The following is a 15,232-nucleotide window of genomic DNA, read 5'->3' on the forward strand; positions in this document are numbered from 1 at the left end:
GCGCTGAGATAGATACTGCGTCCCGTCTCACAAGGCAGTCGTCGCGTTCAGGGTGCGTGTGACAACCACCGCCATCATTGCCAGGAAATGCCCATTCGGGCCAGTTGATGGTGCGACATGACAAAGTTGAGACCGACGGCTCGTGCCGGATGCGACAGCGCCAGAATATTCGCCATCACATTCTGCCGTTCACGGCCGGGACGTTCTCCGTACTGAAAGTCGCGCACGAATCGCATGACGAAGCCGCCAAGGACATCGGCTGCCTGGATGCCAAGCGTCTTCGCGCTACTGGCAAAGGCGAGTTCGGCATGCTCGCTGAGGGCGTAGTCGGCGTTCGGCACCGGCGGCAGAACGCCATTGACCGACAACTGCTCCATCACCGCCTTAGCATCGCGCAGGATGTCACAGTAGAGCATGTGCTCATCATGGACGAGGCGCACGCCGGTGACGGCCGCAGCCATTATGTCGGGATCGGCCGGGGCACGGAAACCGATGCGGTTTTATCCCATGGCTCCATCGTGAAAATAGAGCCGATCCGGCCCGAGGTTCGGGAGGTCGATCGCACCATCGCCCGTGTCGCCGCCGCCAATGACGGGCGCTACGACATCGACGCCCAGGCGCGCCGGCGGCAGTGGCTGCTCCAGGCACAGCAGGCAACCAACCAGTTGCTCGCGCTCACGGCCAAGCAGCAGTTCCAGATCCAGAACCTGATGGCAGCCCAATATCGCGCCGAGGCCACGGAAGCGGCCCGCCGCGCGCAGGCCGAGGCCGAAGGGCGCGCCGCCACGAAGAAGTTCCTCGGTACCGGCAGCGCCTATAGGACACGTCGCCTACCGGGGCGCCATGGGTGCGGCGGGCTGCGTCCCCGGTCTGGGCTACCCGGATGCCGGTCACGCTGCGGCTGGCCTGATAGGGATCATAGCCGGACATGCTCTGCCCCGTCTGAGGGCCGCTTGCCGGGGCCTGTGCAACGAGGCGGAACCCGGTCGCGGTCTGTACCCACTGCGGTCCAGTTGCCGGTGCCTGAGCGGGCGCAGAGGGAGCCTGAGCGGCAGGGCTGGGAAGGCCATTGAACCCGAACGAGCTATTGGCTGTCTGACCCGGTGCCAGCGTCGTGGCGTCGGGAACGTCGGGGGTATTGGCAAAGGCTTCCGCCGTGCTGCCTAGCGCATCATCGATAGTCCAATTGGCTGCATCAGCCTCGGTCACCTCGCCCTTGCTGATTGCCAGCGCCTTGGCATCTTCAAGGATCATAGGGGCAAGGCCGTCGAGACAACTGTCATCGCCGGTATTATTGTACTCGGTTAGTGCCTTGTCATACAGCGCAACCGTAGCATCATCGCTATGATGGATCAGATCAACGGCAGTATGCAGCGTATTCCCCATAGCAGGGACACGGGCAATGAAGCCATCAATAGCAGTCTTATAGGCAATATTGGCAGGATATCCCTTGGCCAATTCAGCCGTAGCGGCTTGCTGTACAGTGCGGGGATTGTGACCATGTACAGCAATCAGGGATAGTGCCGCCTTGACCTTAATGGCCTGACGGGGAGTTAGTGCGGTCATGTGGTATCCTTAGGATTAGAACGGCGGAACGTCGCCAATGGTTCGCTGCGGAGGGATCGACCCTGAGCGGATGCAGGCGACTAGGAAGCGGAAGGCATCCTTGATCCGGCGAGTATCGAGGTAGGGACGGCCTGCGCCTTCCCAGAGCGCGTAGACCTCAGCAGCCATACGGCGGGCTATGCCCTGGGCATCCTCTGGCAGGTCGTAGAGTGCAGGCGTTACGGCCCGGTCTGATAGCTGCGGCCATCCGGCCTCATGCTCAGCAGCCTTGCTTGTCAGCAGGACGGACAGGCTTGCGGCTTCATCGGGTATCATGGCGGAAGCGAGGGCCGGGTTAGGCCAATCCTTCATCAGCCATATAGCGATAGCGCCCCATTCCACATGAGCCTTAGCGCCATCGGCATAGGGGCCTGCCCACTGCAACAGGTCATCAAAGGTGCGGGGTTCAACGTGCCACTTAGGCCGGGGATCGGCTGGGAATGACCGGGGAGGCTTAGGTGCCTCTCCCGTTCCCCAGTCGTGCGGATCAGGCACTATGCCAATGGCCGCTAACGGGATCAGTGCCGGTAAAGTATCCGCGCTGCTTACCCCGCATGTACGCTTCAAACGCCTCGTAAGGCTTACCCGGTGCCAGTGCCATAATGCAGGCCGGAATTGCCTGAGGCTTCTGTGTTACAAGATAGTCAAAGGCATCGTCATCAAGGGCAGAGAACCCTTCGCACTTATGCTCTTTGGGCAAGCTAGCCTTGGCCTGCATGTCCCATGTATCCCGCATATACTTGATGGTAAATCCTGTAGTATTCAGGTTATCACCGGGCTTCATCTCAACGCGGATATCCGAGAAGCGAGAGAGTCGTAGATTGCGAGCCTCTACCTGTTCGTCAGCGAGGGCAGTAGCGAACCGATCCTTGGCATCAGCGAGAGCCTTACTAAGCTCAGCGGCCTTATCCATGGCAGGCTTGCCAAGGATATCGATGTAGTTGTTGACCTTATGCAGTTCGGCGCTGAGCGTTTCAATCTCAATGGCTACAGCAGCGAGGGTATCTTTTTTGGTCATGGTTATTTCCTGTTCGATTAGATTATGAGCGGGGAGCGAAAGCGCCAATCTTTAGCTTCTCTTGGCGATAGGTGTTCGGATTGCCCGTATCGGCATCCAGAGCAGCCATCATCTTGTTGACCCGATTAGGACGGGGGCCGGGACGGCCACGGCGCAGGAAGTCGGGCAGTTCAAGGCCAAGGGCTTCCAAAGCGAAGCGAACGCCAATGGTCACACGGCGATCAGTGGAAGCAAGATAGACCGCAACACGATCATTATTGATGCGGTTAGTATCAACAGTGGTAATGGTCATATTCGATCCTTTGGTTTGATTGTGTACTGTCCAGACAAAAGACACAGATGCCCCGCTTACGGATAAGCAAGGGCAAACGGATATATTACAGCTATGGGAAGGGTACGCCTGCTAGCTACCAACTAGGGCAATGCTATAGCTAGCAGGCTGGCAATTGCTCAGGGCCGATGGGCAATGGTCAGATGAGCAATGCGTATGTGGAGGATCATTCCTCAGATAGCCTCAGGGACGTACCAGAGATCACAGAACAGGAAATGTAATAACTGACCTGAGGCTATCAGAAGAATGAGCTTGTGCATTGGGAATACGGATGCAGGCCGTAGAGTAGGATATACATATACTAGTATGATCCTAGATTGAGATATATAGAAGCTGTATCCAGCGTCCCCTCTACCCCCCAGAGCTTCAAAGATGGAGCTTACCCGCAATGCAGGTATGAGGATAATTGACTACATAGGTGATGGCCGAATGCCATAGCTACAGTCAGTGGGAAGCAAATAAAGCCGCATGATCCTGAGTTGAGATAATACGTCGCTTGTAGTGCCAGCGTCCGATACCGCATGTCATCCTGTTAAGATGGCACACCCCTTCGCCCTACGGCTAACCCTCGCGGGCTGTGGTATCTACAGTTATCGCACTGTCAGGCGTTCCCCGGCTAAACGGGCGTGGCGGTGATGAATGGTGTCGTGCCTAACGGTACTGAATTGTCCTGTGCCATGGCTCGTTGATCGAAGCTGGCGAACAAGTCTCCGTAGCCATACGGTCCCAAAATCGGTCCCGTCCTATGCCAAACGGTAGTGAAACTCAGCCGCGCCCCTCACGGCCCCGTACAGCATCGCCACGGCATCCCGGATAGGTCGTGCCCTGAGCCTCCCATATCGACTCCTGTGGCCGTCTCTCGGCGAATGCGAGGGCATCCCCGTCGCCTGCCCGATATCAAGCCGGGGAGTGCAACCGCATCACGTCGCTGACGGATTGAGCCGCCCATTTCCCACCCCGTGCTGTGATAATCCCACGGGCATTTAGCTCCCCGGCAATAGCCCTGAGGCTGGTATGTCCATCGGCCTTAATTGCCTCAATGATCGGGGCAACATCGGTAGCGAACGCCAGAGCCTTGGCCTTGATCGCTTCCACCGCTGCCCCATTGCCCTTGTTCTCCCCGAACGCCTTAGCGCCCATCGGATTGCCTAGCTTGGTGCCACGGGCCTTAGCAGCGGCAAGGGCTTCCTTGGTCCGCTTACTGATCGCCTTGCGTTCGGCCTGGGCCATTGCTGCCATGATGTGAATGGTAAGCTCGTTAGCCTCGGGCATATCAGCGGCAATGAACCTAGTTCCGGCATCCTGTAGCTGAGCGAGGAAGGCAAGGTTGCGGCTGAGCCGATCCAGCTCGCAAAGTGCCGTCTGCGCTATGAAGCTAGTACAATAGCTGCATCACACCGAAGTAGTAGAATCGTTCCGCATATAGGAACGGTGAATGCTTATTTGCACGGCTAGTGAATCGTTGAAAGCAACGGCATCTAGTGCCTGTCGATCACGTTGACCGACGCGAACAGAATCGAAAGGTAACGACAATGTCCTACGACCGCATCACCTCCGAGAACGCCGCCGTCCTCTTCGTGGACCACCAGACAGGCTTGGCCAACGGCGTGCAGACGCAGAACCCGGCCGAATTTCTCAACAACGTCAAGGCGCTCGTCGCACTGGCCAACGCTCACGATCTGCCGGCGATCATCACCACCAGCGCCACGGACGGCCCGAACGGCCCGATCATGCCTGCGGTGGCGCAGGGTTTGCCGAACGCCACAATTGTGCACCGGCCTGGCGAGATCAACGCTTTCGACAACGCCGACTTCGCGGCGGCCGTAAAGGCCACCGGGCGCAAGAAACTGCTGATCGCGGGCATCTCGACCGAGGTCTGCCTCGCCTTCGCGGCGCTGTCCGCCAAGGAACTCGGCTATGAGGTCTATGCAGTGCTCGATGCGTCCGGCACCTGGGACAAGCGCGTCGAGGACGCGGCGATCGCTCGCATGGTGCAGGCCGGCATCATCCCGATGACTTGGGTCGGCGTCGGCGCAGAACTGCTCGGCGACTGGCGCTCGGCAAGCAGCCAGGCCCATGCGAAGGTGATGGGCGAGCACCTTCCGTTCTCCGGCAACAACCTGGCGGGATACCTGTCCGCCAAGGGAACCGCCTAATCGTTGCGGGGTGGGCGATGCCGCCCGCCAAGCCGGAGTGGAAGATCGGGGCGCCGACCTCACAAGCGGTCGGTGACCTCTTCTTTGCAACGTATCATCAGGCGCAAGGCGAACCAGCAGGCTGGCACGACGCGACCGCCTGCCACCGCACCGATGTAGGTGGATACGCCTTTCTGTTCGAAACCTTGGCTGTCTTCAGCCGACGGAGTTTGGCTTGCGCGGACGACTGATGACCGAGATCGACAGCGGGGGCGCTCCGCCGACGTCCGCAGGGCGCGTTGGTTATGCCGGGCGCGCGAACGCGAGGGAATGCTACCATAAGGTCGTAGCGATCGCGTTCCGACCTTTGCCGTCTGATCGGCGAGTCGGATTGGCCATGTGTGATCCGATCCAAGCCGCCGTGTCTTCTAGAAGGGGAAGCGCATGGGATTGTCTAGAGCGATTGTCCTGAGGTTGGGGCCGCGGTCTAAGCAGCGCCGATGCTAGCCTTGTTTATCTTGCGGGCGACGTCTTCGCCTACGGTGGTATCCACCTGCCCCCACCCGCCGACGTGGGACGCCAGCTCGCGATGCCGTCCATGTCCGCCGCGATGCTGTTGCGCGCGTCAGCGGTCCGGCACCGGGAAGGCCACGCCGGTGAACCGTTCCTGATCCAGAAAGCGGTAGGAATAGGTTCGGTGCCGAAAGCGCCCGCCCCCTGGCTCGCGCACGAGGGCGTCGTCGTAGACGGGCAGATTGTCATAGAAAGTGTCGGAGCTGCGGCCATGTTCGCGGATGGCGAAACGTGCGGTGGCGCGATCGCCATCAGGGGTGATCACGCCCACATGCGTCATCTGAATGAAGTAATGCTCGATGGTGAAATAGCCCCTTAAGAATGCGAATGATGGCATCGCGATCCGCTGCGCGGGACGGCAGCGGGTCGCCGATGTCCCAGACCGCGTCCTTCTCGGCCCACACGCCGGTAAATGCGGCGAGCTGCTGGATGTCCATCCTGTCATCCAGCCTCTGCGGACGCGCGAGAATCTCGACGGACATGAACCACGCTACCGTTGTTAGCACGCTCGGCCACCAGTGCGACGAGGATCAACCCGCCAACGAGACCGGAATGCTGGAGGAAGGTGGCCAGCGCTTCGAAGCGGGCGTCTCCCTCCAAGGTCCAGAACGGATGCGCGAGCACCGCGCCAAGAGCGGTGAATACGCCGAGCCGGCGCCGAGCCATATCCTGCGATCCGCCAGGATCAGCAGCGATTCGACGATCTCAACGACGACCGCCAGCGCGGCTGACAGCGCCGGCGCCGGCATGCCGTAGCCGACCTGCTCGGCGATCGCCCCTCGAAACCCGGTGACGTGGGCAGTGGCCGACACCACATAAAGGGTAACGATCGCGACACGCACGATCAACCATGTGCCTTTCCATTCAAGCAGCGATCTGATCGAGGGCGGGGTCGCGTGTGCGCCCATCGTTATTTCCCTCTTTTTTTGCGCAATGGAGAGCTTCTCTGTCAGGCTGCCGTGACGTTGCCGCTGAACATTCCACCCGTGAACACAGGCGCTGCGGGGTCGGTCGTGAACAGGACAAGATTCGAGCCCTCCTCGGCCTCGATCTCGCCGCCGGTGTTCCCGAGATAGTAGAACTCGCCGCCGCCGATCATCAGGTCGCCCAGTCGGACTTCGCCTTCGAAGACGAACAGCAGGTTGACGGCGGTGGCAGTGGGCAATGCCGGAATGGTGAGGCTGCGTCCGGCGTCCAGATGCGCGTCGCGAACCCATGCTTCGGAACGAACCTCGAACGTGGCTCCCCTCGGCGCGACCAGCAGGCGCCAAGCGTTGTCGCTGTGTACGGCCCCGATGTCGTGAAACTGGACCATCGGCTCGAGATCGCCCGCGCGAGGCCGAAGGAAGATCTGCAGTGCCTTGGTGGGCTCGTCGCTGATCACTTGCTCCTCATGCTGGAAGGTATGGCCTGCGTTCATCATCATCAGACGATGGGCGTTGACCTCCTCGCGGTTGCCGACCGTGTCGAGATGCAACATCCGGCCGCCGCGTTTGTAGGTGAAGATCTCGTCATCCTTGTGCGGGTGCATGGCGATGACATGGCCCGGCTGGATGAGCGCCCGGTCGATGCGGCCAATGGCGCCGATGCCACTGTCGCCTTGGCTCAATGCGGTTCCTGGATAGAAGATCTCGACGCCGAAGCCACGCTGCCAGTCGCCACGGCTTGACGGATGATTTGATCTTGATCGGTTCCATGAGGGTGCTCCTGCACGGCTCCCTTGTGGAGCCTCGAACACCAAGATAGCGTTGCCATATTGGGGCGAGTAGCTGCAGTCATGGGGAAGCTGCGTTCTTGAAAGGGGAACATGACAGTGGAAGTCGAGGATCTCAGGACCTTCGTTGAGGTGGCCGACGCGGGTGGCGTGTCCCCGGCGGCGCGCCGGCTTGGTCTCGCGAAGTCGATCGTCAGTCGCCGACTGGCCAAGCTCGAGAACGAACTCGGCGTGCAGCTGCTTGCCCGCACAACGCGCAATGCGGCGTTGACCGAGGCGGGCGTTACCTTCCGGGAACATGCAGCGCGGATGTGCACGGAGCTGGAGGCGGCGCGCGAGGAAATTCTGCCGGCAGGTGAGCTTCGGGGCCGGCTGCGGCTGGCGGCGCCCTCTTCATTCGGCCCCGAATATTTCGCGCCGGCGCTGGCGCAGCTGGCGCAGCGTCACCCCCTGCTGCATGTGCAGTCGCTGTTTAGCGACCGCTATGTCGACCTTGTAAGCGAGGGCTTCGACTGCGGCGTGCGGGTGGGCTACCTGCCGGACTCCAACCTGGTGGCGCGGAAGATCGGGTCCTTCTACGTCAGCCTCTTCGCCAGCCCGGACTACATCGCGCTACATGGTGCCCCAGCGGCGCCGGAAGAGGTGGTCTCGCACGGCGCCGTGATGATCGGTTCGGAGAGCTGGAAGTTCGCCAAAGCAGGCAAGACCGTCCAGATCCATCCGCACGGCCGCTTCAAGTCCGACAGCGCCGTCGCGATCGCTGAGGCGACCGCCGCCGGCGTCGGCATTGCCGCGCTCCCGGACGTGATCGCCGAGCGGTATGTGAAACGCGGGCATCTGACGCCCATTATGGAGGATTGGTCGCTGCCCGCGGTCGGCATCTTTGTGGTGCGGCCGCCCGGGCAGCATCTCGCCCGTAAAGTGCGTGTGCTGACCGACGTCCTGCTGGAACGCTTCGGAGAAGGCTAAAGCGCTTTGCCGTCAGGTCGCTACCATTCCACGCCGATCTTGGCGAAATGGCCCGACGACTGCTGGAAGCGGAATGCGTCTGGCAACTCTGCGAGTGGGAACCGCCGGTCGATCACCGGCCGGATGCCGGTTGCTTCGATCGCGCGAACGAACTCCTGCTGCTGGCGTCGCGAGCCGACGATCAACCCTTGCAGCCTCGCCTGCTTGGCCATGAACGCCGCCGTCGGCACGTCGCCCGCGACCCCGGTCACCGTGCCGATCAGCGCGATATCACCGCCGACGCGAACCGCCGCGATCGACTGCGCAAGCGTACCGGCGCCGCCGAGTTCGAGCACATGGTCCACGCCGCGCCCTCCGGTCCGGTCGGCCGCAGCGCGACTCCAGTCCTTTACTTCCCGGTAGTTGACCACGTGGTCCGCTCCAAGCGCGCGTGCCCGCTCCAGCTTCTCACCTGAGGAAGAGGTGATGACAACGGTCGCGCCCATGGCCTTGGCGATCCGCACCCCCAGATAGCGACGCCGCCAGTGCCGAGAAGCAGCACTGCGTCGCCGGCCTCGAACTCGGTGACGCCTTCGCCGACATCCGTTACGTCGAGAGGGACGGTCACGAGGGCGCCGGGGCGGCCTTCGCCGATTCCCTGCAGCGATGCCGGATCTCGCGTGGTCGCGACAAGGTTGTGGCCGGCGTCCAGCACGGTTTCGGCCAGCGCGCGGCCGAAGCCCCGTGAGCTGCCTGTGATGAGCCAGGTGTTCTTACGCATAGACAATCCTAAGGTAGGCGCCGTCCCACGCGGGTCGGACGCTATTGGTTTCGAATGTAGGCGGCGCGGCGCTGCGCTAATTCAGCAGCCGGTTTTCGCGCAGCCGGGAGACAGCCAGATCGACGAACGCGCGAACCTTGGCTGGGGCGTGACGACCTTCCGGGTAGAGGACATGGATGGGGAGCGGAGGCTCCTCAAAGTCCGCCAAAACGATCTGAAGATCGCCAGCGATGAGCGCCGGCCCGATCTGATAATGGACGACCCGGGCCAGGCCCCAGCCTTCCTTCGCGGTGGCAATCGCGGCCTCGTTGGTATTGCATTAAAGGGTGGCATCGATCGTCACGCGTTGGTCGCCTGCAAAGCGCCATTCTGGCGATGCCCAGGCGCTCGTTGAGGCTGCAACCCGGTGACCTTTCAGGTCCGCGGGCGTGGAAGGCACGCCATGTTCTTCGAAATAGGCGGGTGAACCGCAGACCACCCGGCGCACCAAACCGACCTTGATTGCGGTGAAGCCCGAGTCCGGCAGGTGCCCGATGCGAACCGCGACATCGACCCCTTCTTCGACGATGTTGACCGGGCGATCGACGAAAAACGTCCTGCCGCTCATCGTGGGGTAGGTGTCGAGATACTCGTTCATGACCGGAAGCACATACATCTGGCCGAACATCGCTGACGCGGTGACGGCGAGCGTGCCCGCAGGCGTCGCTTAGGACCCTGCGGCCGCAGCCTCGGCCTCGGCGATATCGGCGAGGATGCGCCGGCAGTCGTCGAAGTAGCGGGTGCCGGCCTCGGTCATCTTTACCGACCGGGTGGTGCGGACCAACAGGCGCGCGCCGATCAGATCCTCAAGCGATGCCACGGCGCGGGTCACGGCAGCGCGTATCGACCGTGTAGGCGAGAGCGACTTTCGCCGGATCACGGCTGTTCCAGCCATCCTCCGCCAAGCGCACCTTTTCGATGGCGCTCTCGCGGGTGAACGGGGGGGAGGGGCGGACGGCTCATGCAAATCTCCTGTGGCGTGATGGTGAAGGAAAAGGTGAGCGGGCGGCCAGGGAGGGGCCGTTGGCCACCCGCCGCTACGTCAGGCTGCCAGGGGATCGACGCGGGGGAAGTCGATCTCGGTCCCTAGCGCTTCGTTGACGTAGTTGGTAAAGGTGTTGGGTGCCACGTGCGCGATGATGTCAAGGATTTCGGCATCGCCGTAACCTGCTCCGCGAACCTTCTCGATCTCGACCGGAACGACCGGCCCGCGCGCTGCGGTGAGTACCCGGGCAAACGCGACGGCGGCGGCGGCCTTGGCATCGCTTGACGTGCCGGCTCGCGCGGCGGCGATCTCGGCATCATCAAGCTTGGCGACCGCCAACGAAAATGGGCGCGCGCGCGACTTCTCCGCGACCCTTGATTGGCGCGTGAATGCCAAGTTCGGCTTAACCCCGAATGCTACTGACGAATATTCCCTGAGCTACACTCGGCAGGAGGGCGAAAAGAACGCGCCCCTCCACATCACTGATCCGATCAGCAGCCAGCGCAACTGGAGCTGGCCCTACTGGAACATAGAGAGCATCTATTTCCTCTCCACAACCTCGCTGGGCGACCGCGCAACGCTTCGTGCACGAGTGCATCGCAACACCTTCAACAACCTGCTCAGCGCTTTCGACGATCGGACGCAGACAACGCAGACCCGCCCGCGAGCATTGAACAGCTACTATGAAGATGAATCGTGGGGCGGGTCTGCTGAGTTGGCGCTTCGTCCGACCGACGCGGATCGGTTGTCGCTTGCCTTCCACTACCGCTGCGACCGGCACCAAGAATTTCAACAAAGCTTCCCTACCGGCTTCACCGAACCTCCCCAGCGCAGTGTCGAGGACACCTACAGCATTGCGGGCGAGTATGCTCGTGACCTGACACCCACGGTCGCGCTGACACTAGGCGCGAGCTACGACTGGCGCGACCTGTCGCGTGCGGAGGAATACGGCACGCCGCCCACCGGCGGTGCTGCGCGCGTCTTCAGCTATCCATTACGAAACGCCGATGCCTGGAACGCGCAAGGACGCATCGAGTGGAAGCCGGTGGAGAGCAGCCGGCTTTATGCCAGCATCTCCTCCCGCGCCCGCTTCCCGACGCTGTTCGAGCGTTTCTCGACGCAGTTCGGAACCGCCGCGTCGAACCCTGGCCTTAAGGCCGAGCGCGCGACAAATTACGAGTTAGGTGGAAGTCACGAAATCGGTGCGCTGACCGTTACCGCAGCGCTGTTTTACAGCGACATCAACAATGCGATCGTGGCGGTGCGTCCGGCAGGCTTCCCGGCCAATACGTCCCAGCGCCGCAATCTCGGCTCGGCCGACTATTATGGCGGCGAGATCGGGATAGTCGCGCGGGTCGGACCGACGCTCGACGCGGGTGCGAACTACACGCACATCGAGCGCGACTTCGCGATCAGCCCGCAGACCGGCGTTGTCATCCCCGCGTTCGAGCTAACCGACGTACCGTCCGACAAGGGCTTCGTCTACGCTAGCTGGCGTCCTGTGCCCCGACTGGAGCTGACCCCGAGCGTCGAATTTGCATCCAGGAGGTCCTATCCGTGCTGCGCAAGGTCGAATCGGACGAGCGAGATGAAAGCGCTCGTCGCATGCGCAGCCTGCTCAGTCGCGCATTTCGTTATGGTGTTGCGACCGTGCGCTGTCAGAAGGAGGGCGCTGCCGACCTCAACGGCGCCATCGCCATGACCCGTGTCAATCATCTGGCAGCGATCACCAATGCGATCCAGGTAGGTGCACTCCTGCGGGCGATCGATGGCTACGAACGACAAATGGTGACGCGAATGGCGCTCAGGCTGTCGCCGCATCTTTTCGTCCGCCCCGGCGAACTTAGGCAGGCGCAGTGGAGCGAGTTCGATTGTGACAAGGGCGTCTGGTATCTGTCGGCCGAGCGCATGAGGTTGCGCCGGCCGCACCGCGTGCGGTTGTCGCGCCAAGTGCCGAAACTGATTGAGGAATTGCGGGACCACACTGGCCACCACGACTATCTGTTTCCATGCATGGGCAATCCGAAGCGGCCCATGTCCGAGAACGCCGTCCATCATGCGCCGCGCCAGCTAGGCTACAGCCAACGGGAAATGACTGCGCACGGATTTCGCGCAATGGCGGCAACGCTGCTCGACGAAATGGGCGTCAGGAACCCCGACGCGATCGAGAAGCAGCTCGCCCATCTCGATGTAAGCGCCGTACGACGGCGCTTACAACCGGGGCTGTTCGGTGCCTGCAATGCCGGTCCTGGCCGCTACGCCCAGCACCTTGCCGGTCGTCGTTCGCTCCCCGTCGAGACAGTCGAGTATTTCGCCAAGTCGCACCATCCACGCCCGCGACGGTCGCGATCGCCCGCACCCAGGCGCCCCTGGCCACGCTGTTTTCCCTGCACAACGACGCGCGGCAGACGGATGTCGAGGAGCCGGGTTCTGCGCCTTCGTCGTCGCTGTTTGTCTCACTGTCGCAGGGCAACTAAGGCGATGTTGCGCGTCATCGAGAGGGAAGACGCTCGTCTCGATAGACCCAGCATGACGGGTGGCGGAACGGCTGTCAATGCCCGCGGGTGCCCCCCAATTTTCTTCGAAAATCGGTTCCCCCCACGTCCGCTTTGCGGCGCTGACTGCCGCTCCGCCACCCGTCTCTAGGACGCCGTTCTCGATGATGAGGACACAAACGTTGGAGGTCATCATGAGCATGTATCAGGGCATCGGAACGGCGTCGGATCGCGATCTGCGAGCAGGTAGATGGGAAGTGGTTCTGCGCCGCCTTGCTGATGGATGACGATGCCCAGGCGCACGGGATGATCGGGTGTCGGGAATTTCGGTCGCTGGTCAGGGCGCGGGATGCGATGTTCCATGCGCACTGATCGCAGCGCATTTCACGGGGAGAGGCGGCGTCGGTTCGGAGTCGTCTCTCCCCCATTTTCGTGCCGTGAAGGTGGGGAAAAAAGAAGAGAGAGGAAACAAGACTAAAGCCCTGCCTACAAAGGAGCCTGGGATTGGCGTCTGCACAGGGTTCCTGATGGATGCATGCTGATGACGGTGCCTCCATGGAGGTGGAGCGTGTCACGTTGCTGGCGTCTCCGATGGAGGCCCTTGAAGCCAGGGTTGATGGCTTCCTATCCGCTCTCGCGCTTAGCGGGAAAGGTCGATGACATGGCCGATGGCGACGATTTTGACTTCTGACTCGGACGATGTTGTTCTCGAGAACGCTGGCGTTCGGCAGGTATCGAAGCACAGCCATTTATATCACTGCCGCGGGGATCGAAGTCGCAAAGGTCAGCCCGACCTTGAGCCCAAGGTAGACGTGCGCCGCAGTGAACAGCTGGGTGATGATGCCGCCGAGCATTATACTTCTGACGGTAAGCTCGGCAATTGGTTGGGAAGATTGCGTCATCAATGGCACTCATAGCTAAGAGCAGCGCGCATCTGCCGCGCGCCCTCCACGAGCGCTGGCTTTGTGAATTTGGCGTAGTTTGCTCGAACTTGCCGGTCGCTGACGGTCTGCTCATGCGGTTTGCTCCACGACGTCTAGCTGGTTGGACAAAACGTCCACTTATACGAATTCTTGTAAGGAAGCGATCGTCACGCTAATCAACGCTGCAATTTCGTGCCACTCAGCACAACCATTCGGCGCGAGACGCCCGCCTTGCAAGGAGTTCATCAGTGATGGATCGTCGCCACGCCATCAAGAGCTTCGGAGCGTTGCCTCTGATCGCACCGATCGTTGCCGCAAGCACGTCGGCGGCGGCAAGCGTTGCCGATCGATCCGGCTCCGGCGTGATTACGCTACCCGATCGGGCCAACTTCCCGATCAAGGGCATTTTTCTCGACGCGGCGTATACGCATCCGATGTCGGTCGAAGCCGCGGAGGCAAGCCGCCGCTACAGTGCAAGCCGGCTCTACAACGCCAGACGGCGCTGGCCCCTCGACAATGATCGCGATCAAGCCGTGGCGCTTTATGCGAAGCTCATAAACGCCGACCCCGGCGAGATCGCGATTGTCCCCAGCACGCTGGAAGGGGAAAACCTGATCGGCGCGGCGGTTGGGATCGGTCCGGGAGCGGGCGTGCTGACCGACGTTCTCCATCAGTCCAGCATGCTCGCGCGATATGGAGAGAAGCACAAGAACGGCATGCCGCTTGTCACGCTGCAGCCCAAGGAGTGGAAGATCGATTATGATGAGCTGGACAGGGCACTCACGCCCGACATCAAGCTCATCGCCGTCTCGTGGATATCCAGCTCCACCGGCTACAAACATAACCTGAAGCGCCTATGCGATATCGCGCATCGCAAGGGCGTCCTGGTCTATGCCGACGTCATTCAGGGTGCGGGCGCGGTGCCGCTCGACGTGCGGGACAGCGGCGTCGATTTCTGCTGCGCTGGCATGTACAAATGGCTGATGGGAGATTTCGGAAGCGCCTTCCTCTACGTGCGCGCCGATCGGCTCCCTGCGTTGCGGCGCGTTCAGCTCGGCTGGCGAGGTGTCCAATCCTACAAGCCCTTCACATACCCCTATGATGCCGCGCCCAACCTCAGCGCCTGGAAACTTGGAACCGATACGGCCAGTATGTTCGAAGTCAGCACGCCGAACTGGAACGCGCTGTCAGTCGCTGTTGCTTCCCTTGCATACATCCACAAATTGAGCGTTCCGGCGATAGATCGGCATCGCCGTGCCATGCTGTCGCGCCTCGAAGCGAAAATGCCTTCATTGGGCTTCAAGCTTATTACGCCGAGGGGTTTTCAAGGTCCGTATCTGGTCTTTTCGCAGGAAGGCATTGGAAAGCGTGCGAAGCCCGCACTTTCAGCCGCGAGGATCGAGGTCACATTGTCGGATAACAGCATCCGCGTCTCGCCTTCAGTGCACAACGGCATGAGCGACATCGACGCGCTTATCGATGTGTTGGGCACGGTGTGATGCTTGTAGGGGCGAAGGCGAGTGTGCGTAAGCGGCTCTCCGCAGGCCAATTCGCCTTGTCTCACCCTGACCAGTCGTCACCTAAAGCCAAATTTCCACTACCATGATGCTCCGTTCACCAGGGTCAGGCTAATTAGCTGGAGCGGACCTACCATGCGGCATGAGTAACGCTTTGCTCTCCATTTA

Annotated in this window: 21 protein-coding genes and 5 pseudogenes; 8 read left to right on the forward strand and 18 right to left on the reverse strand. The window is 61.4% G+C overall.

Going from position 1 to position 15,232, the window contains the following annotated elements:
* Positions 1 to 74: 74 nt before the first annotated feature.
* Entirely contained in the window at positions 75 to 461 is a 387-nt protein-coding gene (locus tag ACZ1JM_RS15540; protein ID WP_465133271.1) for a hypothetical protein, read from the reverse strand.
* Between ACZ1JM_RS15540 and ACZ1JM_RS15545 the strand changes: the two are divergent.
* Positions 426 to 566, forward strand: a pseudogene (locus tag ACZ1JM_RS15545) (hypothetical protein); the annotation flags it as partial. The gene ACZ1JM_RS15540 and the pseudogene ACZ1JM_RS15545 overlap by 36 nt on opposite strands.
* On the opposite strand, the gene ACZ1JM_RS15550 reads toward ACZ1JM_RS15545, so the two are convergent.
* The 6 genes from ACZ1JM_RS15550 to ACZ1JM_RS15575 all read right to left on the reverse strand — a co-directional run bounded on the left by ACZ1JM_RS15550 (position 501) and on the right by ACZ1JM_RS15575 (position 4,325).
* Positions 501 to 722: a hypothetical protein gene (locus tag ACZ1JM_RS15550; RefSeq protein ID WP_465135133.1), complete on the reverse strand. Its 222-nt coding sequence runs from the start codon at positions 720 to 722 to the stop codon at positions 501 to 503. The pseudogene ACZ1JM_RS15545 and the gene ACZ1JM_RS15550 overlap by 66 nt on opposite strands.
* On the reverse strand, positions 676 to 1,566 hold the full coding sequence (locus tag ACZ1JM_RS15555; RefSeq protein WP_465135134.1) for a hypothetical protein: 891 nt from the start codon (positions 1,564 to 1,566) through the stop codon (positions 676 to 678). The genes ACZ1JM_RS15550 and ACZ1JM_RS15555 overlap by 47 nt, the downstream gene beginning before the upstream one ends.
* Before the next feature lie 15 nt (positions 1,567 to 1,581).
* Entirely contained in the window at positions 1,582 to 1,917 is a 336-nt protein-coding gene (locus ACZ1JM_RS15560; RefSeq protein ID WP_465133272.1) for a hypothetical protein, read from the reverse strand.
* 175 nt (positions 1,918 to 2,092) lie between these two features.
* Positions 2,093 to 2,623: a hypothetical protein gene (locus ACZ1JM_RS15565; protein ID WP_465133273.1), complete on the reverse strand. Its 531-nt coding sequence runs from the start codon at positions 2,621 to 2,623 to the stop codon at positions 2,093 to 2,095.
* A gap of 22 nt (positions 2,624 to 2,645) precedes the next feature.
* The gene (locus ACZ1JM_RS15570; protein ID WP_465133274.1) at positions 2,646 to 2,915 is read right to left on the reverse strand and encodes a hypothetical protein; all 270 of its coding nucleotides are present in this window, start codon (positions 2,913 to 2,915) and stop codon (positions 2,646 to 2,648) included.
* A 936-nt stretch (positions 2,916 to 3,851) separates the two neighbouring features.
* Positions 3,852 to 4,325: a recombinase family protein gene (locus ACZ1JM_RS15575; RefSeq protein WP_465135096.1), complete on the reverse strand. Its 474-nt coding sequence runs from the start codon at positions 4,323 to 4,325 to the stop codon at positions 3,852 to 3,854.
* A 161-nt stretch (positions 4,326 to 4,486) separates the two neighbouring features.
* Here ACZ1JM_RS15575 and ACZ1JM_RS15580 point away from each other — a divergent pair, with 161 nt between their 5' ends.
* Together ACZ1JM_RS15580 and ACZ1JM_RS15585 are read left to right on the forward strand one after the other, a co-directional pair.
* Positions 4,487 to 5,110, forward strand: a complete 624-nt coding sequence (locus ACZ1JM_RS15580) for an isochorismatase family protein (RefSeq protein ID WP_465133275.1) — start codon at positions 4,487 to 4,489, stop codon at positions 5,108 to 5,110.
* A gap of 17 nt (positions 5,111 to 5,127) precedes the next feature.
* A complete protein-coding gene (locus ACZ1JM_RS15585; RefSeq protein ID WP_465133276.1) occupies positions 5,128 to 5,340 on the forward strand; it encodes a hypothetical protein in 213 nt (70 codons plus the stop codon).
* A gap of 374 nt (positions 5,341 to 5,714) precedes the next feature.
* On the opposite strand, the gene ACZ1JM_RS15590 is transcribed toward ACZ1JM_RS15585, so the two are convergent.
* From ACZ1JM_RS15590 to ACZ1JM_RS15605, 4 genes are read right to left on the reverse strand one after another with little or no spacing between them, the layout of a single operon-like run.
* Complete coding sequence (locus ACZ1JM_RS15590; RefSeq protein ID WP_465133277.1) at positions 5,715 to 5,927, reverse strand: nuclear transport factor 2 family protein; 213 nt, start codon at positions 5,925 to 5,927, stop codon at positions 5,715 to 5,717.
* Positions 5,914 to 6,144 (reverse strand): hypothetical protein, encoded by a 231-nt coding sequence (locus tag ACZ1JM_RS15595; RefSeq protein ID WP_465133278.1) that lies wholly within the window; start codon positions 6,142 to 6,144, stop codon positions 5,914 to 5,916. Before ACZ1JM_RS15595 ends, ACZ1JM_RS15590 begins: the two co-directional genes overlap by 14 nt.
* 48 nt (positions 6,145 to 6,192) lie before the next feature.
* The gene (locus ACZ1JM_RS15600) at positions 6,193 to 6,570 is read right to left on the reverse strand and encodes a DoxX family membrane protein (protein WP_465133279.1); all 378 of its coding nucleotides are present in this window, start codon (positions 6,568 to 6,570) and stop codon (positions 6,193 to 6,195) included.
* Between the two features lie 41 nt (positions 6,571 to 6,611).
* On the reverse strand, positions 6,612 to 7,271 hold the full coding sequence (locus tag ACZ1JM_RS15605; RefSeq protein WP_465133280.1) for a pirin family protein: 660 nt from the start codon (positions 7,269 to 7,271) through the stop codon (positions 6,612 to 6,614).
* A 198-nt stretch (positions 7,272 to 7,469) separates the two neighbouring features.
* On the opposite strand from ACZ1JM_RS15605, the gene ACZ1JM_RS15610 reads away from it, so the two are divergent.
* Positions 7,470 to 8,345: a LysR family transcriptional regulator gene (locus ACZ1JM_RS15610; protein ID WP_465133281.1), complete on the forward strand. Its 876-nt coding sequence runs from the start codon at positions 7,470 to 7,472 to the stop codon at positions 8,343 to 8,345.
* 20 nt (positions 8,346 to 8,365) lie between these two features.
* On the opposite strand, the gene ACZ1JM_RS15615 is transcribed toward ACZ1JM_RS15610, so the two are convergent.
* The 6 genes and pseudogenes from ACZ1JM_RS15615 to ACZ1JM_RS15640 all read right to left on the reverse strand — a co-directional run bounded on the left by ACZ1JM_RS15615 (position 8,366) and on the right by ACZ1JM_RS15640 (position 10,525).
* Positions 8,366 to 8,830 (reverse strand): zinc-binding dehydrogenase, encoded by a 465-nt coding sequence (locus ACZ1JM_RS15615; protein ID WP_465133282.1) that lies wholly within the window; start codon positions 8,828 to 8,830, stop codon positions 8,366 to 8,368.
* Positions 8,734 to 9,105 carry a hypothetical protein gene (locus ACZ1JM_RS15620; RefSeq protein ID WP_465133283.1) on the reverse strand — a complete coding sequence of 124 codons (372 nt, stop codon included), beginning with the start codon at positions 9,103 to 9,105 and terminating at the stop codon, positions 8,734 to 8,736. Before ACZ1JM_RS15620 ends, ACZ1JM_RS15615 begins: the two co-directional genes overlap by 97 nt.
* Positions 9,106 to 9,181: 76 nt before the next feature.
* A pseudogene (locus tag ACZ1JM_RS15625) lies at positions 9,182 to 9,772 on the reverse strand (LysR substrate-binding domain-containing protein).
* 39 nt (positions 9,773 to 9,811) lie between these two features.
* Positions 9,812 to 9,976: a LysR family transcriptional regulator gene (locus ACZ1JM_RS15630; protein WP_465133284.1), complete on the reverse strand. Its 165-nt coding sequence runs from the start codon at positions 9,974 to 9,976 to the stop codon at positions 9,812 to 9,814.
* Positions 9,951 to 10,055 (reverse strand): DUF1348 family protein, encoded by a 105-nt coding sequence (locus ACZ1JM_RS15635; protein WP_465133285.1) that lies wholly within the window; start codon positions 10,053 to 10,055, stop codon positions 9,951 to 9,953. The genes ACZ1JM_RS15630 and ACZ1JM_RS15635 overlap by 26 nt, the downstream gene beginning before the upstream one ends.
* A gap of 131 nt (positions 10,056 to 10,186) precedes the next feature.
* Positions 10,187 to 10,525 (reverse strand): carboxymuconolactone decarboxylase family protein, encoded by a 339-nt coding sequence (locus ACZ1JM_RS15640; protein WP_465133286.1) that lies wholly within the window; start codon positions 10,523 to 10,525, stop codon positions 10,187 to 10,189.
* On the opposite strand from ACZ1JM_RS15640, the pseudogene ACZ1JM_RS15645 reads away from it, so the two are divergent.
* From ACZ1JM_RS15645 to ACZ1JM_RS15655, 3 genes and pseudogenes are all read left to right on the forward strand, one after another.
* Positions 10,515 to 11,567: pseudogene (locus ACZ1JM_RS15645) on the forward strand (TonB-dependent receptor plug domain-containing protein); the annotation flags it as partial. The gene ACZ1JM_RS15640 and the pseudogene ACZ1JM_RS15645 sit on opposite strands and share 11 nt — an antisense overlap.
* Before the next feature lie 119 nt (positions 11,568 to 11,686).
* Positions 11,687 to 11,761: pseudogene (locus ACZ1JM_RS15650) on the forward strand (hypothetical protein); the annotation flags it as partial.
* 66 nt (positions 11,762 to 11,827) lie between these two features.
* A complete protein-coding gene (locus ACZ1JM_RS15655; RefSeq protein WP_465135097.1) occupies positions 11,828 to 12,775 on the forward strand; it encodes a tyrosine-type recombinase/integrase in 948 nt (315 codons plus the stop codon).
* A gap of 601 nt (positions 12,776 to 13,376) precedes the next feature.
* On the opposite strand, the pseudogene ACZ1JM_RS15660 reads toward ACZ1JM_RS15655, so the two are convergent.
* Positions 13,377 to 13,526, reverse strand: a pseudogene (locus tag ACZ1JM_RS15660) (OPT/YSL family transporter); the annotation flags it as partial.
* Positions 13,527 to 13,798: 272 nt separating this feature from the next.
* Between ACZ1JM_RS15660 and ACZ1JM_RS15665 the strand changes: the two are divergent.
* A complete protein-coding gene (locus tag ACZ1JM_RS15665; RefSeq protein WP_465133287.1) occupies positions 13,799 to 15,046 on the forward strand; it encodes an aminotransferase class V-fold PLP-dependent enzyme in 1,248 nt (415 codons plus the stop codon).
* The last annotated feature ends 186 nt before the right edge of the window (positions 15,047 to 15,232 follow it).

The organism is Novosphingobium sp. BL-S-24, from assembly GCF_055521575.1.